Genomic DNA, 24,728 nt, shown 5'->3' with positions numbered 1-24,728 from the left:
TAGGTTTGTGCAACAAAGCCTTTATAAAGATAAAGAAATAGCTAGAAGTGAGGAGCGTGATCTGCAAGAAATGGATTTAAATTGGGAGCGAATGATCAATTGGTCGTATTTATATGGAATATGCCAGCCATTCATAATTGACAAAGAAATTACCCCAAAAGAAATTAAAAATTTTTATTATATTTTGGAAAATAAAATTTCATTGAAAAATGATCGATCAGTTTTAGTTTTTGAAGCAGTCTGTCAAAAAGATTTAAAATTGTACGATTCATTTGTAGAGTTTATTACCAAAATATATTCGGACGTAGAATCCTACTTAGATATAGAAAAATCAAGTTCAAGTGATTTTGATAAAAAAATAGGGACTGAAGTTAAAATAAAATATTATAAAATTAGTAATAAAAAAGCAGATTCAAAGCATCATCTGATACAAAAAATTGTACTACAAAGTATCTTTTTTAAGATGAAATGCCTTGGAGTACCTTCCCTGGGTCAAAAGAAAATGGTCTAAAATGTTTTACCGGAGAAGTAGGGGGCTACAGTTTTTTTTTATTAAAAAAATATATAAAAAACATCGGTATATAACTTTAGGTAATTCATGTTTGATTATTTTTTCATTATTTATGTAAATTTCTTCTTTTTTTTTTGGTCAAAAAAGGACACTTAGCGCGAGGTGTACACTCTGTGAGGTTGATTTTTGATAATTTTTTTCTTGAGAATAGCCTGGATAGGCTAGATGAGAGATTATCAAAAAAAATACTCAATAAACAAAAGATTTTGTATGACTCGCAGGAGAAAATAAGATTAAATTTAATTGTATTTTTTTATTATTCTTGTAAATTTATTCGGATATTATTTTTTAAATTTAATCTATAAAATATAAAATTATATATAAGGTAAATTTTATAGACTAGTGAGTTAATATAAATTATTTACCCTATAAATTGATTTGTTTTATTCTGTAAAATAGGGAAATTAGTTTTTATTTTTTATAAATAAAAAAATTAATTTTGCTAGATTTATAATATTAAATACAGCATAGAAAACTTGGTTGTGTTTTTGGTTTGATTTTATAAGCTAATTTTTAAATAGCCTAAGCAAATATATTTCAGAAAAATAGCCCAAGCCTTTGCTTTTTAAAACTGCTGTTTTACAAAGCAAAGGCTTGGGAGTCCACCAATATGATTATTTTTAGATTTTAATGAGATACCAAAAAATGGAGAAGATAAATTAATTAGCTTAGGTAATCCTTCTATAAGTATGCAGCATAGATTTTGAGCTAAACACGGATCCTTGTATGTAGGTAAAATACAGGGATTTTTTCGGCTAAAATTTTGAAAAAATTAAGCCAGCATTCAATTTTAAAATATCACTAAAAAATGAATAAAAAATTCTAATTTGGTTTGACCAAAGAAAAAGATACCCATATGATAATTACGTTACAGCAAAATCTGTAATCGGGCGTGGAAACCTGAAAATTACTACAGAAGCATTAAAACCGCTTTAGCGGTTTTTTGTGCTTATTATGCTTAGTTTGCCATTATGGTAGGCCAGGCAGGGCAGTCTATGACTGGCCGTCTTCTGTAGTGCGGTATTTCCACCCCTGTTTGGTCTACCTCCATCTCGTGGAAAAGATGGTTGTAGATAGTGAACTCTAAACTACAGGTACTAAACATGAAGATTTTATTATCTAATCCCCCCATTTCTCTTAGGTCTCTTTTGTTAGCGCTGACTGGATATTGACGGTCATTTAATTCACAGCTTTAACCAAATCGAACTATATACATTTTCAAATTTCGTACTTGAGCGAAAGTAGGAAAGTGTTGCCTGGAGAAAATAAGAAATGGGTTCTACACGACTATTGACCAATATTATTCAGCGTAAAGTCATGTTGCCAGAAGAAATGTCACCTTCAATGCAGCGTGACAATTTTGAAGTGGCACTGACTGATTTTGAAAAGCATCCAATCATCAAATGTTTATTTAAGGCGGATAACCAGCGTTCTACGGAATGTTGGAGCGTGCAAGAAATTGCAAACTTTATTGAGGATTGCACAGAAGATCAAAACATCAATTTATGCATTTTGTATTGGAAAGATATACACAGCAATATTTACATTATTGATGGAGCACATCGTCTTTCCTGTATCTATGCGTGGATCAATAGATATTTTGCGGATGAGCAAGTCCCTCAAGCACCTAATTTCAATGATCAACAAAAACAAGATATTCGTTACCTCCGCAATTATTTAGGAGATCTTGCTGATTTTCAAAAAATTTGTACTGATGCCGAATTTGCAGAAAAAAAATCGAAATTAGGCGATATTAAAATCAGTTTCCGGCAGGTACTGGGGACCCCGGAAGATGCGCGACGGGTATTTCAATCGATTAACTCAGATACTAAACGTTTAGATAAATATGAGGAATATCACCTCAGAAATCGCGGTAGTGACGCGTATTATGCGATCTATGCCTGTTGTTATATCAATGACAATAAATCTAACCTAGAAGAGCTCCAATATACACGTTTAAATGAGTTGATTGAGTTAGGGGAGAGGATCCACCAGCTACTTTTGTCGGGTAGTCAGACGCAGTTACCTACGTCCAACCCCCTAAGAACCGTGCATGCGAGTTTCCCAGCACACGGCTCAAGCCTCTGCTAAGGCGCCATTCGGCACCCGGTTATACATCGTTGACATTGGCAAACTGAACACTCCTCGGACAATACAGATGGTAAATCTCAAGATTAGCAACTGCATCCGTTCCACCATGACTTAGCTTCACAATATGACGGCTGTGCCATGGTGTATCTTTGGTGACTGGTTTAAGACAGGCGCAGCAGCGACCACCTTGTTTTAGCCACACCCGATACAGCTTGGCTCGCCCCTTTGCGGAGACCAGCATTCTTTTACCCCATCGGGATTCGAAGTACTCATCCCATGCGGGGTCATGAGGGTTAGCAGCAGCCTTGATCTTGATATGTCGCACAATTGGCGTGTCCGAGGCAGACACTAATGTGTATTGTCGCTTCCGACCATCGGCGGACTGTTCATCACATGAGAACACCCATCGACGCGCTCCTTGTACTTTGAAATACCGATCTTTGACCCATCGGAGTGTCTTGCGAGGGTGGCGACGTACAGCCCATCGCCAGAGCATTTCCCACACTGCGTTGTCTACCTGGTTGAAAACCTTCTTGGCAACGACATGACTATGATAGTTGGCCCAACCCCTTAGAATCGGGTTGAGCAAACCGATCAAAGTGGCCTGTCGTGTCGCTTTGTTTGCATTGATTAATGCTCGCAGCTTGTCAAGATGAGCGCTGATGTTTGCCTTTGACGGCTTGATCAGTAGCTTGCCGTTGTACTTACGTACGTTCCAGCCAAGAAAATCGAACCCGTTCCCTATGTGCGTGATTTTGGTCTTTTCCTGAGAGAGCACGAGACCGCGCTGCGCCAGAAATTCAACCACGGCAGGACGAACTTCATTTTCGAGCCACTCTTTAGAATACCCCGTGATGATGAAATCATCCGCATACCGTACCAGTTGCAGCTTTTTGCCTGTCCATTTGGCGTTAGAGAACCTCTTCGCCAGCATCGTTTCCAGTCCGTCCAAGGTCATGTTGGCCAGCACCGGGGAGATAATACCTCCTTGCGGTGTTCCGGAACGACTGGGAAACAGCTTGCTTTGGTAGACGTAACCGGCTTTGAGCCATTTCCGTAGAATCACCTTGTCCATTGGGAGGTTGGCGATCATCCAGTCATGGCTGATATTGTCGAAACAGCCTTGAATGTCACCCTCTAGCACCCACTCCGCACTTACTTTTCTTGACAGCACACCAAAGCACTGTGCTGCAGCATCCGCGGTTGAGCGTTGCGGTCTGAACCCATAAGAGTTCCGATCAGCGATGGTCTCCGCGATGGGTTCCAAAGCCAGCAGATGGAGCGCCTGCATGGCCCGGCATTTCATCGTGGGTATCCCGAGAGGTCTCATCTTGCCATTTTTCTTCGGAATAAGGACTCTCCGAAGCGGAAGGGGCGTGTAACCTCGCCTCTTCAACGACATCATCGCACCGGTCTTGGCCTTGGGTGTATTCCAAGTCACCTTGTCGACCCCAGCCGTGTTTTTGCCTTTGTTTTCAGACACTCGTTTGACGGCCAATGCTTTGCCACTAAACGAGTGAGTCAGCAGCCATTGCAAAGCTTTCGCCTTGTTATGCCTGCCGTCTTGTACCGCCTTCACAATTCGCGCTTGCAGCCCTCTGACATGACGCTGTACAGCAATCCAATCGATGCTGTCCCACGATGTGCTGGAAGGTGCACACGCTGATACTGCTGCATTCATTTGCTCTCCCTCCATTAAAAGGGTTCTACACACTCTCTTGTGATGAGAGACCATAAGGACGTCAGCCCGCTTTCGCGTGGGGTAATGTTTCAACCTCTATCCAACCCATTACAGACTGGCATTCGCTTTTTCCTCGTTCCTTCGCCCGCATCACCATGGGCAGTTTTTGCAAACTGCTTTCCCAATGGGAGTAATACGGGATTTCCACGTTCCGCTTACTGAAGTACATCGGCTTAGGTGCCTGCTATCGACCGGGAGGCGTATGGGTCACGAATGCGTAGTCGAAAGACGCAATTCCCACCTCCATTACCGTTTTGGTTCGAGCGTATCAGCCATTTCCGCTCGTTCAACTTAACGATCGTTACGCAGATTCACATGTGTTCACCATACCGATTATCTAGCCCTTGTCCGGCTATGGCTGCCAGAAGGGTACGCCTCTCACGATTGATACCCCGCACCTTGCGGTGCCTCGTTACATTGTCGAAGGCGCTCTTTATTCAGCCTTCTAGATTCACCCGGTGACACGGGTGGTTCCCGCAGGGGGAACAACTTCATTAAGCGACTTCGTGTCGCACTTCGACCATTTTATTAGACAATGAAATGAGTCATGGCAAAAAAATTGGCTTGGTCAATGAGCTGATGAATATCATTGCGGGTGATCAGATTCATAATATTATGAGTCTGAATCAGGGGGAGCGCGTTGAAAACCTAATGTCGCATCTGTTGACCATTCTTTGCAGGATAGCGACGCCTGTAAAAAATGCTGGGGTTCCGAGTTTGGGCTTACATCCATACTTATATTTTTATAAGGATCAGCGTTTTCAGATTACTTCTTTTCTTGCATGGTTTTCAATTGTGTATGAAATTCATGAAAGCCGCATGCAGATTCATCATCGAAAGATTAGTTTCAAGGACTTCACCCGGATACGCCGTAGTATTGAGTTCTTGATCGCCAATTTCCCCGTGGCGACCACCGAAACGGTCGGCAAGTTCGGCAGTGGTATCAAGGGCTATGATCGGCTACAAATTGTCTATAAAGCCTTTATTTGCTTAAGCTTGGAAATGGAAGTTGATTTTGATGATGAGGAATGCCTGAATACCTTTATTCTGTCCATGTCTAAGGCCTTCAAGTACATAAACTTTAACGAGTTTTATGTCGAAAGATTTTTGGGTGGTTATGATGATGCAGTAGTCAAGAATGTGGTGGGATATGTGGAGTCGATTAGTCCAATTTCTCGATCAAAGCCAAAGGCCTTTTCGGCATTAACCAAGAGTCTGCTTAAGCACAATTTTGTGGTGGGTAATCATAACTTTTGCCTCATTTGTGATGGATTGATCTATCTTGATTCTACTGAATCGGATCATAGGATTGCCAAAGCCGTAGGTGGGCAAGGCGTTCTAGAGAATGGTCTGTTGGTTCATCCCATCTGTAATAGAATGAAATCAGATCTGAGTCTGGAAGAGATTAGAGCGGATTTGTTTGGTGAATTACTGTATTAATCAACAGAGCGATGAGCTCATTTTTGCAGATGTATCAATGATTAATCACATGATTTAACTTTTGATACATTCAGCCAATGTGGTTATTTTTAATTCAGTCCAGAATCACAACCAGAAACTAGCTGTAGTTTCTGAATGACCGTCAAGGTCCTTAGTTTCGCCCATAGATTCCCTCTGTGGGCTTTTTTTTGATCAAAAATTGTATAGATGCTCTAAAATAAACCTTTTAGCATTTCATAAGCAATTAGGATTAAGGCTGAGACCATCAGCACAACAAAAATGAGTTCCACTCTAGTTAACATATTAATTCCTTTTACTTTTCACTTAATTTATATAGCAGTTAAGTCGCAGCATCAATGACATAACATGACATGGAAAATAATTAAAAAGACAGAATTTGGATTTTTATCAGATCTACTGTTTGCATGCTTCAACAGTAGCTTTGAATGTTTCACTTAAACTTTAAACTTTTTTTAAAATTGAATATTTTTACATCTAGGTTCTAAACTTTGATAGAATTAATTAAAAATTTAGATTTCAAGTGTAAACAATGAGAAGCGCTAATATTCGACGTGATGGCTACTTAAAATTTCTGAATACATGGCAAGACCGTGATGTCATTAAAGTGCTTTCGGGTGTACGTCGCTCTGGAAAATCCACCTTGTTAGCGATGTTTCAACAAGACCTAAAAGCACAGGGTGTACAAGCCGAAAACATCATTGCTATCAATTTCGAATTTATGGAATTTGAAGAACTCACAGATTACCGTAAACTACATGATTATGTACTGTCTAAAGTTGATAAAAGCAAAAAAAACTATGTTTTTTTAGATGAAATACAACATGTTACTAATTTTGAAAAAGTAGTCGACTCTTTATATGTTCGAGATTATATCGATTTATATATTACAGGTTCAAACGCATTCTTTCTGAGTGGAGAACTTGCGACTTTACTCACAGGACGCTATATCGAGCAACATGTTTTACCCCTTTCATTCCAAGAGTTTAAACAGTGGCATATTGAAAATAATCCGATCATCCAACAATTATCCAATCGTGATTTGTATGCCATGTACACGCACAGTAGTTTCCCCTATACGCTTGCCATGACCAGCCAGCAGGAAACCTATGATTACTTGCAAGCGGTCTATGCCAGTGTAATGTTTAAAGATGTTATTCCCCGTTTGAATACGGCCGATATTAACTCTCTCGAGCGTGTCGCAAGATATTTGGCAAGCGTGACAGGCTCACCCATTTCCATCAATAAAATTAAAAATACCTTTGTTTCAAGTGGGGTTAAAATCTCATTTGAAACAGTAAAACGCTATATTCAGGGCTTACAGGACAGTTTGCTATTTTATAGCGCCGCACAATTTAAAGTACGCGGGCGTGAGTTATTACAATCCTCTGAAAAATACTATTTAGTTGATGTCGGATTGCGCCGGATTATGTTGCCTGATGCTAATGCTGATCAAGGTCATATCTTAGAAAATGTAATTTATCTTGAGCTTATCAGACGAGGTTATACGGTCTATGTAGGGCGGGTTGATGAATATGAAATTGATTTTGTTGCTGTCGATACTTTACAGAATTTAACTTATTATCAGGTGGCATTAGAAACGCTCAATGAGGAGACACTCAGCCGAGAGTTACGTCCATTACAGAAAATTTCTGATTCGTATCCCAAGTATTTACTTACCTTAGACACGATAGGGACTGAAGCGAATTATAATGGTATTGTAAAAATGAGTGCTCTCGATTGGTTGCTATCTGAAAATAAGTAAAGTTGAGGGTAGACATGGATACTCTTATTTATTAATTAAAACTCAAAGACTTTTCAGCATCATTCAAGAATGTATTCAAGCATAATTTCTGCTCCAATTGTGATGGATCGATTTACCTCGATTCGATTGAGTCAGACTATCATGAATGAGCCAGAGTCGCTTACTGAAAGTAGCGAGAATTGCGCTGGAGTTTCTGAAGGATATTAATTCCTTAGTTTGCCCATTCATCCATCTGGGCATTTTTTTTGATTAAAATACAATGTTGTTTTTGCTAAAAAATGACGGCACCCACAATAAAACACAATATTCCAAAAATAATCCAAGGCCAGATCTTTGTCTTCGGTTGTTCTAAATTCTGAGGATTATATTCCGTGTGTTCTAGCGATGTCGGTTGTGGAACACGGGTCTTTTTAGAGTAAGGCTGGTGTTTAGAGTAAGATAGTCCCGTACCTGGAATACCGACACTGGTTCGCGTACCTTTTTTCCCAATATTTAGAGAAGCACCAGGTTTGCCAATGCTGGCACTGCTGATGCCTTTATGGGTCAGATTAATTTTAAAACCCGGGAATAATTTAATACTTTTACGAAATCTAAAACCCATATTACTCTCATTCTAAAACTTAGCTCAATTCACGCGCTATACCAGGATCCATGATCTGCTAGAGATCGTACTTTGACGGCTATCATCAGGATACTAGTATATTTTTTATCTGATGATTGCAATACTACCTTTAAATACCGTCAAAAATGTTTACTGTATATTTGCTGTGGGGTAATCTTAGAAATATTATTTATTGACTGATTGGTATATGACGACAGATAAGCATGAAGTGCTTCTTCGAATGCGAGCCATCGAGCTGCTTGCTTACTGGGAAGGCCGTTTGGTTACCAATCGTTTAATGAGCTGGTTTGGGCTGAGTCGACAGCAGGCTTCTGCGGATATCAAGCGCTATAATACGCTGTATAACCCCGATGCCTTGATTCATGACCCCTCCGTAAAAGGCTATGTGCCTAAGGCCAGCTTCCAGCCTGTACTGACTACAGCGCATATCAATGAATATCTCAATATGCTCTCGGGCTTGGTCAGTGAATCGCATGCGCTGATTGCGATGCCAGAACCGAATCTTGCAGCAGTTCAATTACCTGATCGCAGTGTACGTCCTGAAGTGATTCGGGAAGTTTTGCGTGCCTGCCGCAACCAAAGTACTTTAAAAATGATTTATGCCTCGATGCAGAATCCGCAGTGGCATGAACGCATGATTTCCCCACATACCCTGGTGTATACCGGTTTTCGCTGGCATGTCCGTGCCTATTGCCATCAGAGCAAGCAGTTTAAGGACTTTTTACTCTCCAGAATTGATCGTACACCTGTTGTGGTGGCGATTGAGTCAGTAGACCCTGCTCAAGATCAGCAATGGCATGAAGAAATTGTACTGACGCTGATCCCTAATCCAAAATTGAACTCATCACAACAAGCGCTGGTCGAAAAAGACTTCGGCATGCCTGATGGCAGATTACAGATTCCGGTGAAAAAAGCCCTGGCTCACTATACCTTGCAGCGATATCAGGCCGCGATCACGCTGGCTGAGGCGGAAGATGCCTTGAAATATACCTTAGTGTTACAAGGTTCAGATATCGAAAAGCTGTCGTCTTACCTGTTTGATCAAGCTTCATAGGAGATTGGCCATGTTAGAACAATTTCATTATGACAGTGACCTGATTGGTGGTTCCCTGATGGTGCGTGAAAGCCGGCTGATCGCGGATCTGTTATTACGAGAAGCGACTCCAGAACAATGGCATCAGGCCATTCAGATTGACAATATTCTGCAAAAAAGAACGCCTGCTTCAGCTCAACGCAATGCCACCGCTATTCGTAAGCGTCTGGAGCGCTTAGAGCCTGATTTCTGGAAAGCACTACGTGATGGGGATGATGAGCTGGCGACCCAGGTGGCTTTTTGTAGCGCACTGGAACGCAACCTGTTGCTGCTTGAGTTTATGGAAACGGTGATGAGGGATGCCTATATCTCTCAGGCGCAATACTTGGACAGTTATATCTGGTCAGATTTTTTGGATGAACGCTCACAACGCGATCCGGATATCTGTGATTGGAAAGAGTCCAGCAAGAAAAAAATGGGGCAGGTGGTGTTTCGCATGCTGGCAGAAGCCGGTTACTTAAAAAGTACCCGTAAGCTGGAGTTGCAGCGCGTGATCGTCAGAGCAGAGCTGCGTAGCCTGTTGGAAGAACATTATAAACAACGCATTAAAAGATCTATGGAAGTGTCGGTATGGGCGCGTTAGTTGTAGAGGGGCAGCAATGAGTCAAACAATACATGAGCGTCTGAACCAGATTCCAGAGCGAATTCTTTCCACTGAGTTTCTCACTGGACAAGGATTGGGTAATGAAATTGGCTTCTGGATTTTTGATTATGCACCTGAAGATGAGTTGAAAGTGCGCGAATATCTGCATTTTCTAGACGGGATGCTGGAGAAAAAACACAGTCAGCTGAAGGTGGTGAATATCAACCTGCTGCAAGCCGTGGTGGATTATCTGGCTGAGCGTAACTTCATCGATAAAGCCATTCAAATGCAAAAAGCCAAAGGCGATGAAGCGCTGCTCAAAGCCTTAAAGGGCCCACTGCATATGGATAAGTTCGCGCCGTATCTGGTGAGTAAATATGCCACCAATGCGCAAGATATTGTGTTGATGACTGGGGTTGGGTCGGTTTGGCCACTGTTACGTGCCCATCACTTATTGAATAGTTTGCATTCGTTACTGGGGCATAAGCCAGTGGTGCTGTTTTACCCAGGTTATTACGACGGTCAAGCGATGAGTTTATTTGGAAAAATTCCAAGCAACAATTACTACAGAGCATTCAGATTGGTGCCTTAAACACGGCAAATAGAAATAAGAATTCGGGGGAATGGATTGAGATGAACATTAAAGAACTTTTTTACAAGCCATTAGATCGTGCGATAAACGGGGTGGTCAAGGCAGACCAGAATGACAATACCACGGTATATCAGGAACTCGATGAATACGTGGTCACCAATGAGCTGGAAAAGCATTTTCGGGACTTTTTCCAGTCTTATGGTACAGACCTAAGCGATCCTTCGATTGCCAATCGTGTCGGCGTATGGATTTCAGGCTTCTTTGGTTCAGGTAAATCACACTTCCTGAAAACCTTATCGTATATTCTGGCCAATAAAGTGGCACGTGACGCGGAAGGTAACGAACGCAGTGCTGCAGAATTCTTTGATGAAAGCAAAATCCGTGATGCGTTTATCCGTGCGGATATTGGCAAGGCCGTTAGCCATCATGCCGATGTCATCCTATTTAACATCGACAGTAAAGCCAGTTCCAATGATGACGGCAATCCGATTCTGAATGTGTTTTTACGCGTGTTTAACGAGTATCAGGGTTTTAGTGCCGATCATCCACATATTGCACATATGGAACGTCACCTGAGCCAGAAAGGGGTGTATGAGCGCTTTAAACAGGCTTTTGAAGAATCTAGCGGCATGTCTTGGCTAGAAGAACGTGACGGCTATCAGTTCTATCAGGATGATGTCGAAACCGCAATTTCCCAAGCCCTCAACTTATCAGCAGAAGCGGCACACAAGTGGTTTGAGGATTCTGAGCAGACTTTTAGTGTTTCGGTCGAAAACTTCTGTCAGTGGGTGAAAGAATACCTGGACAGCAAAGGACCCCAGCAACGCATGTTGTTTCTGGTGGATGAAGTGGGGCAGTTTATTGGCAGCGATACCCGCTTGATGCTGACACTGCAAACCATTACTGAAAACCTGGGTACGATCTGTAAAGGCCGCGCTTGGATTATCGTCACCTCACAGGCAGACATCGATGCTGTTTTAGGTGAGATGTCTTCTTCCAAAGCCAATGACTTCTCCAAGATTGCTGGACGTTTTAAAACCCGTTTATCACTGTCCAGTTCCAATACCGATGAAGTCATCCAGAAACGTTTATTACGTAAAACCCCGGAAGCTGAAGCATTGCTCAGATCGGTGTTTGAGCAAAAGGGCGATATCTTAAAAAATCAGATTACCTTTGACCGTTCAGGCCCAACCCTCAAGAACTATGAGGGGCCAGAAAGTTTTATTCATAACTATCCTTTTGCGCCGTACCATTTCCAGCTGGTGCAAAAAGTATTTGAAGAAATCCGTAAAGTCGGTGCGACCGGTGCACACTTGGCCTATGGTGAACGGTCCATGCTGGATGCGTTCCAGATGGCCGCGAATGCGATTGCTACAGATGAAGTCGGTGCCCTGGTTCCTTTCCACCGCTTCTATACTTCAGTCGAAGGTTTCCTGGATACTGCAGTGAAGCGTACCATCGACCAGGCAGGGCAGAATAAGACCCTGGATGGTTTTGATGTGCAGATGCTGCGTACCCTGTTCATGATCCGCTATGTCGATATCATCAAAGGTACGCTGGATAACCTGGTGACTTTGTCGATTGAGAAAATTGATGAAGATAAGCTGGCATTGCGCAAGCGGATTGAAGAGAGCCTGCAGCGTCTGGAAAAAGAGAGCCTGATTACGAGGAATGGCGATGAGTTCCTGTTCCTGACCAATGAAGAACGTGATATTACCCGAAAAATCAAAGCCACTGACTTAGCAGCTTCAGAAGAAAATAAAGAGTTAGCCAATCTGATCTTTAAAGATTTACTGCGCGATCAGAACAAATACCGCCATCAAGCCAACAAGATGGACTATCAGATTGGTCGTTTCCTAGATAGCCATAGCCTGGATGGGAAGTATGAGAGCGATTTGAAAGTTGAAATCATTTCTCCACTAGATACGGAATATAACCTCTACACTGAAGCTTACTGTATTGGTAAAAGTACTCAGGCCGAAGGGCAGATACTGTTTAAACTGGCAGACGATAAACAGTTCTTTAATGAACTGCGCACCTGGCTGAAAACCAATAAATTCATCCGCTTAAATGATGATGGCACTCAGTCCGATATTTCCCGTATTCTGGCAGACCGTGGTCGTGAGAACCAAGAACGTAAAAAACGCCTGCGTGTCCGGGTCGAAGAAATGTTGCTGGAGGCGGAAAGTTATGCCTTGGGTCAACATCTACAACTTTCATCTTCAAGTCCAATCACCAAGCTGGATGAGGCCTGTCGTTATCTGCTGGAAAATACTTATACCAAACTGAGCTATCTGCAGGTCTATCAGCAGGATGCCTGGCGTGAACTGAACGCCGTCTTGACTGTCGATGATATGGCGCAGCTCGGATTGTCTCTGGATGGCGGTCAGAGCAATCCCAAAGCCCTACAGGAAGTGGAGCAGTACATTGCACTACGGGCCACTGGTACAGAGCGTATTCTGGTCTCGGATGTGGTGGATCGTTTTGCCAAACGTCCTTATGGCTGGCCGGATGCCGAGATTTTACTGCTGGTGGGTCAGTTGGCGGCAATGGGGCGGATTTCACTGCAGTTAAATGGCGGCAGCTTACAGTTAAAAGATGCCTTTGAGCCTTTACAAAACAGCCGCCGTCGCCGTGATGTGTCGATCATTAAAAAACGCCAGACTGATGATCAGGTATTGAAACAGGCACGCCAACTGACCCAAGACCTATTCTCGGCCATGGGGCCAGCGACTGAGAAAGAGCTGTTTGAATTCTATACCCAACATTTTAACAACTGGTTAGCCAACTTTAAGTCGTACAAAAGCAAAACTGATGTCGGGCAGTTCCCGGGCAAGAAAGTGATTGAAAAGTCGATTCTGACTTTGGAGCGCTTGCTGGCTAATAGCGACAGCTTCGATTTCTTTAAGGCCGTGGTTGAGAACAAGGACGACTATCTGGATCTGGAAGAAGATTATCGTGATATTCATGAGTTCTTCACTAACCAGATGCCGAGCTGGCAGCAACTGCAACAGGCCTTACGTCATTTTGAGAAAAACAAACAGGCGCTGGGCAGTGATGAGGTGGCAAAAAAAGCCCTCTCCGAATTACATCGTATTTTCACCCTTGAATCGCCCTATGGCCTGTTAAATAAAGTGGCTGATTTGGTTCGCACAGTGGAAAGCATCAATGAGCAATTGCTGACTGAGAAGCGTAATCAGGCGATAGAACACATTGATGACAAGATCAAGCAGTTAGAAGCTGAGATTAAAAACAGTGGCATCGCTACCGCTGAGCTGAGTAACAAGCTATTACGCCCACTACAACTGCTTAAAACGGATATTGAAGTGGAAACTAGCCTGTCCACCATCTATATGCTGCAAACCCAAACCGCCGTGGAGCGTTTTGATGAAGTCTTGTATGAGTTGGAAAGCGAAGTTCGTACGGAAATCCAGCGTCAGACCAAAACGGCACAACTGGCTCAGAGCAAAGCAGAGAGTGTAACCAACACTGCAACCACCTCCAGCCCAGATACATCAACACCTGCTGCGAGTCCGGTACAGCCTGTGACAGCCGTAGTTCCACCGAAACCGGTGGTGGAAGTCGATGTCGCCAGCATTTACAGCAAAACCTCCAGCAGTGTCTATCTGGAAACAGAAGAATCAGTGGATCAGTTTGTAGACGCACTCAAAGCTGAATTGAAAAAAATTGTGAGTGATAAAAAGCGTGTGCGTATCCGCTAACAGGGCTTAGGGATATCGGCATCAGTCATTAATTAAAGGTTTAAAGATGAATACCAGTAATATTAAAAAATACGCACCGCAAGCACGTAACGATTTTATCGCAGCGATGCGCAAGCAGGCCGCCAAATATGGCATCACCGCAGACAGCATTTTACCGGCTGAACAGAAAGGCGACTTGCTGCTGATTGGCGATCAGGTTTTTCCGCTATCCGTCATGAAACCACGTGATAAGCTGATCAAACGCATTCAAACCAGCAGTTTTGAGCAGACGATTGATTATATCGCTTACAGTTGGTTTAACCGTCTCTGTGCGATTCGCTACATGGAATGCAAAGGCTTACTGGATCATGGTCGCCGTGTACTGAGTAGTGCCGATGGCAGTGCTGGGTTACCGCAGATTCTGGAAGAATGTCTGGATATTGACTTACCGGGTTTAGATGCCAGCCGTGTGGCTGAGTTAAAGCTGGATGGCAATAAAGACGAAGAGCTGTATCGTGAGCTGTTACTGGCTCAGTGTCATGCGTTGAATCAGGTGATGCCACTCCTGTTTGAACAGGTTTCTGATGAGTCTGAACTACTGTTACCGGATAATCTTACCAAAACCGATTCGTTGATCCGTGATTTAGTGAGCAGCATTCCGGAAGAAGACTGGTCGGATGTGCAAATTATTGGCTGGTTGTATCAATTCTATATTTCTGAAAAGAAAGATCAAGTGATTGGTAAAGTCGTCAAGAGTGAAGACATTCCTGCAGCGACACAGTTATTCACCCCAAACTGGATTGTAAAATACCTGGTACAGAACAGTGTCGGCCGTCTATGGATGATGGCACAGCCTGATAGTACGCTTGCCAGTGAATGGGAATACTATATTCAGCCAGCGGAACAGACCGATGAGGTCAATGCCCAGTTAAAACAACTGATTGATGTGCGCATCAGTGAAGATGGTGATACTTTAAATCCTGAAAGTATTACCGTACTGGATCCGGCCTGTGGTTCGGGGCATATTCTGGTGGAAGCTTATGACTGTTTGAAAGCGATTTATTTGGAACGTGGTTACCGTAGCCGTGATATTCCACGTTTGATTCTGGAAAATAACCTGTACGGCATTGATATTGATACCCGTGCGGCACAGCTCGCCAGTTTTGCGCTGTTGATGAAAGCGCGTGAGGATGACCGCCGTTTATTTAGTAATCCACCGAAGTTAAATATTATTGCGTTACAGGATAGTCAGCCAGAACGACTAGAAGCATTTTCTCAGGATTTAGCCAGTACTGGTATTGCCCAGACAGATTTAAAAGAGCTGCTGGAGCTATTTGAACATGCTTCTACCTTTGGTTCTTTGATTCAAATTCCTCAAGCATTCGCTAAGAAACTACCTGATTTAGAAAGCAAGCTGAATAAAGCATTAGAGTCAGGGGATATTTTTGCGCAGCAGTCGGCACAAGAATTATTACCTTTAGTCCAACAGGCTAAATTACTCGCTAAACAATATGATGCTGTGATTGCCAATCCGCCGTATATGGGCGGCAAGGGTATGAATACAGCCCTGAAAGATTTTGCTAAGAAGAAATTCCCTGACAGTAAGTCAGACTTATTCGCAATGTTTATTGAACGTGGGTTTGCTTGGTGTAAAGACAGTGGCTTTAATAGTATGGTCACTATGCAAAGCTGGATGTTCTTGTCGTCTTATGAAGCAATGCGTGAAAAGCTATTACAAGATCGTACGATTCAAACTATGGCACATTTAGGTGCACGAGCATTCCCTGAAATTTCAGGTGAAGTTGTACAAACGACTGCTTTTGTGATGCAAGGGCAACATTTTAATGGTTTTAAACCAGTATTTTTCAGGCTCGTAGATTTAGCACAAGATTCTAAAGAGGTTGCATTAAAAGATGGATTCTGCAGATTTGACAATAATATTCAGGATGATTTTAAAAATGTATCCGGTAGTCCAATAGCTTATTGGGTGAGTAATAATATTTATAGTTTTTTCAAAGAATCACCTAATATTTGTAAGTTTTCTGATCCACGACAAGGGATGGCTACTACGGACAATGCTACTTATCTTCGAAGTTGGCATGAAATTACTTTTGAGAAAATGGGTATTAATTGTAAAAGTGCTGTTTATGGCAATAAAGAAGGTCTCTACTGGTTCCCTTACAATAAGGGTGGAGAAGTGCGGAGATGGTATGGTAATCAGCATCATGTAGTTCGCTATGAAAATGATGGACAGGATCTGATTGATTTGGTTACAGATAAATATCCTAAGATTAGTGATCCTGAGTTTGTAATCAAAAATCGAAAATATTATTTCAATGAGTCAATAACTTGGACGGATTTAACTAGTACTATATTATCTGCACGTTATCAGCCACCTGGAGCCATATTTGATGTTTCTGGCCATTCTACGTTTATAAGTAATAAGAAAACTCAAAAAGTTATATTAGGATTTTTAAATTCTAAGCTTGGTCACGATCTCTCAAGAATGCTTAATGACTCATTCCATTTTCAAGTTGGTGACTATAAAAAACTACCATATCCAGAGAAAGTTGAAGAAAGCTTTAATGAGGATAATATTTCTGAATTAATAGAAATTGCAAAAATTGATTGGGACTCCTATGAAACATCATGGGACTTTACTCAAAACCCAATTATTCGTACTAACCAATCAACCTTAGAACAAGCCTTTAATACGTGGCAACAGCAAAATGCTGACGCCGTGGGTGAAATGAAACGGTTGGAAGAAGAAAATAATAAGCTATTTATTGATGCCTATGGCTTGCAGAATGAACTCACGCCAGATGTACCAGATGAGCAAATTACCCTTACCCGTGCCGACCGTGAAAAAGACAGTCAGCGTTTAGTGTCTTATGCACTGGGTTGTATGATGGGACGTTATAGCCTAGATGAACCCGGCTTGATCTATGCTCATACAGGCAATCAAGACTTTGATGCCAGCCGTTATAAAACATTCCCAGCCGATGCTGACGGCATTATTCCACTCACCGAAATGCACTGGTTCGAAGACGATGCCACCCATCGTCTTCGAGAGTTCCTAACTGCTGTTTGGGGTAAAGACACACTGGATACCAATATGCTGTGGCTGGCAGAAAGCTTGGACAAAAAAGCCAGTGAAACAGCTGAAGACACCATCCGCCGTTACCTCGCCAGCAAGTTCTATAAAGACCACATGCAGACCTATAAAAAGCGTCCAATTTACTGGTTATTCAGCAGTGGAAAACAGGGGGCTTTCCAGGCATTGGTGTACTTGCATCGTTATAACGAAAGTACCTTGGCGCGTATGCGTACTGAATACGTGATGCCACTGATTTCAAAAATGACAGCGATGGTTAACTCTTTGCAAAGTGAAATCGAAAACAGTGATTCTGCTGCTGAAATCAAACGTAAAGAAAAAGAACTACAAAACTTGCATAAGCAACAGGCTGAACTGAGTAGCTTTGAAGAAAAACTGCGTCACTTTGCCGATCAGCGTATTCACTTAGATCTGGATGATGGGGTGAAAGTGAACTATGGCAAGTTTGGCGACTTGTTGGCTGAAGTCAAAGCGATTACGGGGGAGAAATGATGAATGCTTTAAAAACATTAAGCAGTATTTTTGAGCATAGAATTATTCGAATTCCTGATTATCAACGCGGATATGCTTGGCAAGAACATCAACTGAATGACTTTTGGGAGGACTTAATTCATTTAAGTCCTGAACGCGTTCATTATACAGGTGTACTTACCTTAGAGCCCGTTGCAGATGAGTATTGGAAACGTTGGGAAAGTGATCTTTGGATTATTGATGGTAAAGGGTATAAGCCATTTTATATTGTAGATGGGCAACAACGCCTAACGACTTCAGTTATCTTAATTCAAGCCATACTAGAGTCAGTTCCAGAAGGCTCTGAATTAAACTTCCAGACTGTAGCTGAAATTCGACAGCAATATATCCTGCATATCGCACCAACTGGATTGCGTAAATCTTATCTTTTTGGATATGAAAAAGATAATCCAAGTGATGAATTTCTAAGAACAGGAGTGTTCTTAGAGAAATCCGCAACGAATAATGATGAGCAGACCTTCTATACCCGAAATCTTGCAAAAGCAAAGCAATTTTTTAAGGATAAATTAGAAACTTTACAGTTAGATGAGATTGCTGAAATTTATAAAAAATTGACGCAAAAGTTTAAGTTTAATCTTTATGAGATTGATGCAGAAATAGATGTATTTGTTACATTTGAAACGATGAACAATCGTGGTAAACCACTATCTAATCTAGAATTGTTAAAAAATAGGTTAATTTATCTATCCACACTTTTCCCAGAGCATAGTGGTAGGTCAGAATTACGAAATAATATTAATGCGACTTGGAAAACAATTTATGAGTATTTAGGTCGTAATCCAGATAAATTGCTGAGTGATGAGGAGTTTTTAAGAAATCACTGGGTAATGTACTTTAAATTTAGTCGACAAACTGGTGATGATTATCGAGACTATTTGTTGGATGAAAAATTTACTGTTCAAAATGTAACACATCCTAAAAATGACAATGATCAGTTAAGCGTAGGGGAAATCAATGATTATGTCATGAGCTTACAACAAGCTGTTAGGCCTTGGTTCTACATGCATAACCCATCTTATCCTTTAAAAGACTATAACGATGACAGCAATAAAAAGTTAGTCGATAGATTGGTTCGTCTTGGTTATAAATCATTTAAACCACTTATTCTGGCTGCATTTTGTCGTGGTAATAATTTCGATGAAACCAATACGCTACTTAAAGCGATAGAGCGATATATTTTCACAATTTTCACCTTAAGTCGCCGTAGAGGACATACCGGTGATTCGAACTTCCTGAGTAAATCGAAAGATTATCTTAATCATAAGATTACAACGGAAGGAATTGTGCATGACTTAAACAATTGGGTAGAACGTCATTTTTCAGCAAACAAATTTTTGGAATATATTGCTGAAAACTATGAGTTAGAAAAAGCAGGTTTCTATCGTTGGGATGGGGTTCGATACTTTTTATTCGAGTATGAACAAGCGCTGAAAGCTAAAGGAAAGCAATCTACAAGTAAATTAGATTGGAAAGAATTTACTTCGCGTATGAAGGATCATGTCACATTAGAGCATATCTACCCACAAACAGATACTGATCCATATTGGATGAATAAATTTGGCTATTTAGATAGCCAACAAAAAACATTATTGGTCCATTCACTAGGAAATTTGTTGCCTTTATCCCGTTCAAAAAACTCATCGTTGCAAAATGATGCATTTGAATTGAAAAAAAATAATGGACGCGGTGTGGGATATTACAACGGTTCTATATCTGAAAATGAAGTCAATATTCAAGATGATTGGGCACCGAAAGAAATTTACGAACGTGGTATTACTCTTTTAGAGTTTATGGAAAATCGTTGGAATATTATTTTAGGTGACGATGCATTTAAATCAAAATTGCTACATGTTGACCAAATTCCACTTGCTCCAGCAGTAGAGGATGTAGAGGTGGTTGCATGAACTTAAGTCAACTACAGCAAGGCCTGGAACAAGCCTTTTATACTGAACAGCACCGAATTGTCTTTTGGTACGATGCAGAGCATTCATTTACTGAAGAAATCAAAGCCCTAAAGCTAAATGATGTCCAGATTTTGAATATGGCAGAAGAGTCGAGTTTGGCGATCAAGCTTAAACTGGAACTTGAGGATCAGCAGGGTAAATACTTGCTGTATTTCCCCAGTGCTGAGCCTGAAACCGAAAAAGACTGGTTACTGGACATCAAGCTGTATTCACGCAGCTTCTATGCCGATCGTTTCTCGATTATTTTCAATGAGCTGGGTTTACAGCAGCAGAGTCTAAGAGAACATCTGGCCAAACGTGAAGAATTCCTTAAAGCCAAAGCCCGTCTGAGTACATTGAAACGCTATATCCAGTCTGATGCAGATGAACAGGATCTGGATATGGCCATGATTGCGGCTGTGGTCAAAGCTGACAGTGCCGAACTCATGCATATCGTTCTAGCACTAGCAGATGAAATGGTACAGCAGAACCTGGCTCTGGAAGTCAATCCGGAATCGTTTGCTGAACTGGAAAAATTCCAACTGGTGCCAGCTTTAGTCACCGCATTACAGGCGGAAATTGGTTATCCAGCATCGGTTGAAGAATTGAATGGGGAAGCACCATTCAAGCTCGGTACGTTCTTTATCCGTTTGATGACTACAGGTTTCTGTGAAAGCCTGGGCGATATACCGCTATGGGCTCAGGAACTGGTGATGTCATCCGTCAGCTCCCGTGCAACAGCCAGAGCCTTTTTGTCGCGCTGGAGAGACAGCTCCAAATACTACCCAACCTTCGATACACTCTCCCAGACCGTGGCTAATGCACTGCGGATCCAAGAAAAGGTCGGGGCTTTTGATCTTGAGCAGCTGCTCGATGTCATGACTTTTGAAGTGATTGAACAAAAGATCATTGTTGATTTGGCCAGTCATATCCCTGCAGCAGCCAAAGCTGAACTGGAACATTTCAGAACGATTATTTCTACCCGTCTGGATGGCTATTGGGCGTCCAAACATAAGGACGATGCAACCCGCCGTAAATACCGCACCGTCTATACAGCGTTGCAGGCAGCGATTGAGCTGTTCAGCCTGCGACTGCTGTTTGATGCCGGTTTCTATTTCGACTCTAGCGAAGCCTTGTATAAAGCCTACGAGCAGGAGTTGTATCGCTTTGATATGGCCTATCGCCACTACAGTGCTGCTTCTCAACGCGCTCATGTCGATATCCTGAAAAAACTCGATGAAGAAGTCGAAAATTGCTATTCCTACTGGTTTATTGACCACTTGGCACGAAACTGGGGCGAGCGTGTAGAAGCTGAGCAACGCTTGAATGTCTGGAAAGTGGCAGATATCCCAAATCAGCAGAACTTCTACGATACCCACGTCAGACCCTTACTCAATTCTGCAACGAAACGCCGTATTGTGGTAATTATCAGTGATGCTTTCCGTTATGAAGCTGCGGTAGAGTTGCGTGATCGTATCAATGAAAAGCGTTATTCTGAAGCGACCTTGTCTTCACAGCTGGGTGTTGTCCCAAGTTACACCACACTTGGCATGGCCTCGTTGTTGCCGCATCAGACTTTGGAATACAAAGAGGCCGCAGGGGATGATGTTTTAGTAGATGGGCAATCTAGCAAAGGGACTGCAGCACGATCCAAAATTCTGGCTGCCTATAATGGATTGGCAGTAACCGCTGAAATGGTAAAAGGCTGGTCGCGTGATGAAGGCCGTGAAGCGCTGAAAGACTATGAGTTGATTTACGTTTATCACAACGTGATTGATGCACGCGGCGACAGCGCCTCGACAGAATCAGAAACCTTTATGGCGGTGGAACATGCTATTGAAGAACTGACTGAACTCAGCCGTAAAATTTTAATGCACTTTAATATTTCCACCCTATTGATTACAGCCGACCATGGCTTCTTATTCCAGCAAAGTAAACTGGAATCTGCGGATCGTTCAAGCTTGACTGAAAAACCTACCAATACATTGAAGAGCAAAAAACGCTATGTGATTGGGCATGGTTTACCAGAGAGCAAGGAAGCCTGGAAAGGCTCAACCCAAGCTACGGCAGGCACATTATCTGCGACTGATTTCTGGATTCCAAAAGGGGCGAACCGTTTCCATTTTGTAGGAGGCTCACGTTTCGTGCATGGCGGCATCATGCCTCAGGAAATTGTGGTACCGGTACTGATGGTAAAACAGCTACGTGGTGAAAAGGCTGGACAGCGGACCAAGCGTAAAGTTGAGGTCATTTCTACCAAATCCACGCTGAAGATGGTCAATAACATCCAGAAGTTTGATTTGATGCAAACCGAAGCTGTCAGTGAGCTGGTCATGCCAGTGACTTTATCCATTGCCATTTATGATGGGGATCTTAAAGTTTCCAGTGAAGAAACTTTGACTTTTGATAGCACTACCGACTCTGTTGCGGAACGGGTAAAACAGGTCAGACTGTCATTGTCCGGTACTGATTTTGACCGTAAGAAAGATTACTTCTTGGTACTGAAGGACAAAGACCTAAATATCGAAGTGCAGCGCTATAAGGTCACCATTGATTTGGCATTTACCGATGACTTCTTCTAATAACGAATTAACGATAGAGCGTAGCCTACATGGAATCTGCTAACGATAAAGAACTGGATCAGCTGCTGAATGAACACTTTGCTGGGCGGGTGGTACGTAAGGATCTGACTAAACTGATCAAAGAAGGGGCTAACGTTCCTGTCTATGTACTCGAATACCTGCTAGGGATGTATTGTGCCTCGGATGATCCTGAGATCATTGAGCAGGGACTACGTAACGTAAAGACGGTGCTGGCAGAGAACTATGTACGACCTGATGAAGCTGAGAAGGTGAAATCCCTGGTTCGTGAACGTGGCAGTTATAAAGTCATTGATCGGGTGACCGTAAAGCTGAATGAGCGTAAGGACAAATACGAAGCATCATTTAGTAATCTGGGCATCAAAGATGCCGAAATCTCGGCAGGCATCGTCAAAGAGTATGAAAAATTACTTGTTGGTGGTATCTGGGTCATTGCTACGCTCAGTTATTATTTTGAAGAAGGGCAGACTAGTTCTCCATTTGGGGTGAGCTTACTCAAGCCGATTCAAATGCCGAATATGAATATGGATGAACTCTTCAGTGGCAGAGCAGCATTAAGCACTGATCAGTGGCGCGAGAGTTTAATCCGTTCCATCGGCATGGAACCGGCTTCGTTAAAAGAGGACGTGCAATGGCACCTATTAGCGCGTATGGTTCCGTTCGTTGAAAATAACTATAACGTCTGTGAACTGGGACCACGCGGTACCGGGAAAAGCCATATTTACAAAGAGTGTTCACCGAATAGTATTTTAGTCTCTGGTGGGCAAACGACTGTCGCCAACCTGTTCTATAACATGAGTAGCCGCCGTATTGGTCTGGTGGGCTTATGGGATGTGGTAGCTTTTGATGAAGTCGCCGGTATTTCCTTTAAGGACAAAGATGGTGTACAGATCATGAAAGATTACATGGCCTCAGGATCTTTTGCTCGTGGTCGTGAACAGATGGAAGCCTCAGCTTCGATGGTTTTTGTGGGTAATATTAACCAAAGTGTTGAATCTTTGGTGAAGACTAGCCACTTATTGGCTCCGTTTCCTGAAGCTATGATCGATTCAGCATTCTTTGATCGCTTTCATGCCTATATCCCAGGTTGGGAAATTCCAAAAATGCGCCCGGAATTCTTTACCAACCGTTATGGCCTGATTGTTGATTATCTGGCTGAATTCTTCCGGGAAATGCGCAAGCGCAGTTTTGCGGATGCCATTGAGAAGTACTTCAAGCTAGGGAATAACCTGAATCAGCGTGATGTGATCGCCGTTCGCAAGACGGTTTCTGGATTGATGAAGCTGCTTTACCCACACGGTCAGTTTAATAAAGAAGATGTACGGCAATGCCTGGAATATGCACTGCAGGTGCGCCGTCGGGTCAAAGAACAGCTGAAGAAAATTGGAGGGATGGAATTCTATGATGTGCATTTTAGCTATATCGACAATGACACTCTAGAAGAGCATTTTGTTTCGGTAAAAGAGCAGGGTGGAGGTGGACTTATTCCCGAAGGTCCTGCTAAACCAGGCTTCCTGTATACCATTGGCCTCAGTAATAAGGGCATGCCAGGCTTATACCGCTTAGAACTGCAAGTCACTAAAGGTTCAGGAAAATTGGCCACATCAGGCTTATGGAATTCAAGCAGTGCCAAGGAGCAGGTCAAGATCGCATTTGACTACTTCAAGGCCAATGCATCCCGGATCTCGGGGGGGAGTAAGGTGCTGGAACATGATTTCCACTTACATGTGGTTGAATTACAGAATACCGGGCCGCTCAGCCATCTTGCCTTGCCAAGTTTAGTGGCTTTCGCTTCAGGCCTGTTAGGACGATCGGTACAAAGTCAGATGGTGGTACTGGGTGATATGAGCTTGGGTGGTTCAGTGACACCGGTGGAAAGTATTGCCGAATGTCTGCAAGTTGCTTTTGATGCGGGTGCCAAGAAGGTTGCTTTACCCATGAGTAGTGCGGCAGATATCCCAACGATTCCTGTGGAACTGTTTACCAAGTTCCAGACCAGCTTTTATGCAGATCCGGTGGATGCGGTGTTTAAAGGGTTAGGGGTGGATTAATTTCATATCTGTCTGGAAGAGTTACAGTAGATTGTTTTAAATTCAGTTTCTCAAGTTTAAATACCATGTTGTAAAAGCATAATACTGCCTCTTTTAAAGAGCTAGTATTTTTAGGGGGGATTACCCTTCATTTTCTCTTGATCAGATATCTTGTACTTTGACAGGATTTTGTTGATCTAAATATTTTTGATACCAAACACGTAGTGTTTCAGGAGTACAGCCAATTTTAGGAGCAATTGCGGAAACTGCTGCCCAATTCGATGGATAATCT

At 42.4% G+C, this 24,728-nt stretch carries 11 protein-coding genes and 4 pseudogenes; 12 read left to right on the top strand and 3 right to left on the bottom strand.

Going from position 1 to position 24,728, the window contains the following annotated elements; all coding sequences use genetic code 11:
• Both B3Q46_RS07270 and B3Q46_RS07265 read left to right on the top strand, forming a co-directional pair.
• A pseudogene (locus B3Q46_RS07270) lies at window positions 1–511 on the top strand (integrase); the annotation flags it as partial.
• A 1,332-nt stretch (window positions 512–1,843) separates the two neighbouring features.
• Window positions 1,844–2,578: pseudogene (locus B3Q46_RS07265) on the top strand (HNH endonuclease); the annotation flags it as partial.
• A 103-nt stretch (window positions 2,579–2,681) separates the two neighbouring features.
• Here B3Q46_RS07265 and ltrA read toward each other — a convergent pair.
• A complete protein-coding gene (ltrA, locus tag B3Q46_RS07260) occupies window positions 2,682–4,343 on the bottom strand; it encodes a group II intron reverse transcriptase/maturase (RefSeq protein ID WP_005265392.1) in 1,662 nt (553 codons plus the stop codon).
• 576 nt (window positions 4,344–4,919) lie between these two features.
• On the opposite strand from ltrA, the pseudogene B3Q46_RS07255 reads away from it, so the two are divergent.
• Both B3Q46_RS07255 and B3Q46_RS07250 read left to right on the top strand, forming a co-directional pair.
• Window positions 4,920–5,843 (top strand): annotated as a pseudogene (locus tag B3Q46_RS07255) (HNH endonuclease signature motif containing protein); the annotation flags it as partial.
• A gap of 550 nt (window positions 5,844–6,393) precedes the next feature.
• Window positions 6,394–7,626 carry an ATP-binding protein gene (locus B3Q46_RS07250; protein ID WP_286714054.1) on the top strand — a complete coding sequence of 411 codons (1,233 nt, stop codon included), beginning with the start codon at window positions 6,394–6,396 and terminating at the stop codon, window positions 7,624–7,626.
• Between the two features lie 271 nt (window positions 7,627–7,897).
• Here B3Q46_RS07250 and B3Q46_RS07245 read toward each other — a convergent pair whose 3' ends face one another.
• A complete protein-coding gene (locus B3Q46_RS07245) occupies window positions 7,898–8,227 on the bottom strand; it encodes a DUF4236 domain-containing protein (protein ID WP_004726791.1) in 330 nt (109 codons plus the stop codon).
• Window positions 8,228–8,435: 208 nt separating this feature from the next.
• Here B3Q46_RS07245 and B3Q46_RS07240 point away from each other — a divergent pair, with 208 nt between their 5' ends.
• From B3Q46_RS07240 to brxL, 8 genes are read left to right on the top strand one after another with little or no spacing between them, the layout of a single operon-like run.
• Window positions 8,436–9,302, top strand: a complete 867-nt coding sequence (locus tag B3Q46_RS07240) for a WYL domain-containing protein (RefSeq protein ID WP_005021602.1) — start codon at window positions 8,436–8,438, stop codon at window positions 9,300–9,302.
• 10 nt (window positions 9,303–9,312) lie between these two features.
• Window positions 9,313–9,924 carry a DUF1819 family protein gene (locus B3Q46_RS07235; protein WP_005021604.1) on the top strand — a complete coding sequence of 204 codons (612 nt, stop codon included), beginning with the start codon at window positions 9,313–9,315 and terminating at the stop codon, window positions 9,922–9,924.
• A gap of 16 nt (window positions 9,925–9,940) precedes the next feature.
• On the top strand, window positions 9,941–10,516 hold the full coding sequence (locus B3Q46_RS07230; protein ID WP_002010699.1) for a DUF1788 domain-containing protein: 576 nt from the start codon (window positions 9,941–9,943) through the stop codon (window positions 10,514–10,516).
• Window positions 10,517–10,557: 41 nt separating this feature from the next.
• Window positions 10,558–14,238 carry a BREX system P-loop protein BrxC gene (gene brxC, locus B3Q46_RS07225; protein ID WP_111885889.1) on the top strand — a complete coding sequence of 1,227 codons (3,681 nt, stop codon included), beginning with the start codon at window positions 10,558–10,560 and terminating at the stop codon, window positions 14,236–14,238.
• A 46-nt stretch (window positions 14,239–14,284) separates the two neighbouring features.
• Window positions 14,285–17,824, top strand: coding sequence for a BREX-1 system adenine-specific DNA-methyltransferase PglX (pglX, locus tag B3Q46_RS07220; RefSeq protein WP_010116439.1), 3,540 nt, complete (start codon window positions 14,285–14,287; stop codon window positions 17,822–17,824).
• Window positions 17,824–19,767: a DUF262 domain-containing protein gene (locus B3Q46_RS07215; protein WP_010116437.1), complete on the top strand. Its 1,944-nt coding sequence runs from the start codon at window positions 17,824–17,826 to the stop codon at window positions 19,765–19,767. Before pglX ends, B3Q46_RS07215 begins: the two co-directional genes overlap by 1 nt.
• The gene (pglZ, locus tag B3Q46_RS07210) at window positions 19,764–22,388 is read left to right on the top strand and encodes a BREX-1 system phosphatase PglZ type A (RefSeq protein WP_005021613.1); all 2,625 of its coding nucleotides are present in this window, start codon (window positions 19,764–19,766) and stop codon (window positions 22,386–22,388) included. Before B3Q46_RS07215 ends, pglZ begins: the two co-directional genes overlap by 4 nt.
• Window positions 22,389–22,417: 29 nt before the next feature.
• The gene (gene brxL, locus B3Q46_RS07205; protein WP_005021615.1) at window positions 22,418–24,457 is read left to right on the top strand and encodes a protease Lon-related BREX system protein BrxL; all 2,040 of its coding nucleotides are present in this window, start codon (window positions 22,418–22,420) and stop codon (window positions 24,455–24,457) included.
• A gap of 125 nt (window positions 24,458–24,582) precedes the next feature.
• Here the strand turns inward: brxL and B3Q46_RS07200 are convergent.
• Window positions 24,583–24,728: pseudogene (locus B3Q46_RS07200) on the bottom strand (IS3 family transposase); the annotation flags it as partial.

Origin of the sequence: Acinetobacter sp. UBA2581 (assembly GCF_002339435.1) — a bacterium.
GTDB lineage: Bacteria > Pseudomonadota > Gammaproteobacteria > Pseudomonadales > Moraxellaceae > Acinetobacter > Acinetobacter variabilis.
The sequence above is the reverse complement of the archived record's forward strand: the minus strand, read 5'-3'. Positions and strand labels throughout refer to the sequence as shown.

What these genes read in the sequence shown, in the direction of transcription:
- pglX (WP_010116439.1), top strand. Translation starts at nt 14,285, where the DNA reads ATGAATACCAGTAATATTAAAAAATACGCACCGCAAGCACGTAACGAT.
- ltrA (WP_005265392.1), bottom strand. Translation starts at nt 4,343, where the DNA reads ATGAATGCAGCAGTATCAGCGTGTGCACCTTCCAGCACATCGTGGGAC.
- B3Q46_RS07240 (WP_005021602.1), top strand. Translation starts at nt 8,436, where the DNA reads ATGACGACAGATAAGCATGAAGTGCTTCTTCGAATGCGAGCCATCGAG.
- B3Q46_RS07215 (WP_010116437.1), top strand. Translation starts at nt 17,824, where the DNA reads ATGAATGCTTTAAAAACATTAAGCAGTATTTTTGAGCATAGAATTATT.
- brxL (WP_005021615.1), top strand. Translation starts at nt 22,418, where the DNA reads ATGGAATCTGCTAACGATAAAGAACTGGATCAGCTGCTGAATGAACAC.
- pglZ (WP_005021613.1), top strand. Translation starts at nt 19,764, where the DNA reads ATGAACTTAAGTCAACTACAGCAAGGCCTGGAACAAGCCTTTTATACT.
- B3Q46_RS07250 (WP_286714054.1), top strand. Translation starts at nt 6,394, where the DNA reads ATGAGAAGCGCTAATATTCGACGTGATGGCTACTTAAAATTTCTGAAT.
- B3Q46_RS07245 (WP_004726791.1), bottom strand. Translation starts at nt 8,227, where the DNA reads ATGGGTTTTAGATTTCGTAAAAGTATTAAATTATTCCCGGGTTTTAAA.
- brxC (WP_111885889.1), top strand. Translation starts at nt 10,558, where the DNA reads ATGAACATTAAAGAACTTTTTTACAAGCCATTAGATCGTGCGATAAAC.
- B3Q46_RS07235 (WP_005021604.1), top strand. Translation starts at nt 9,313, where the DNA reads ATGTTAGAACAATTTCATTATGACAGTGACCTGATTGGTGGTTCCCTG.
- B3Q46_RS07230 (WP_002010699.1), top strand. Translation starts at nt 9,941, where the DNA reads ATGAGTCAAACAATACATGAGCGTCTGAACCAGATTCCAGAGCGAATT.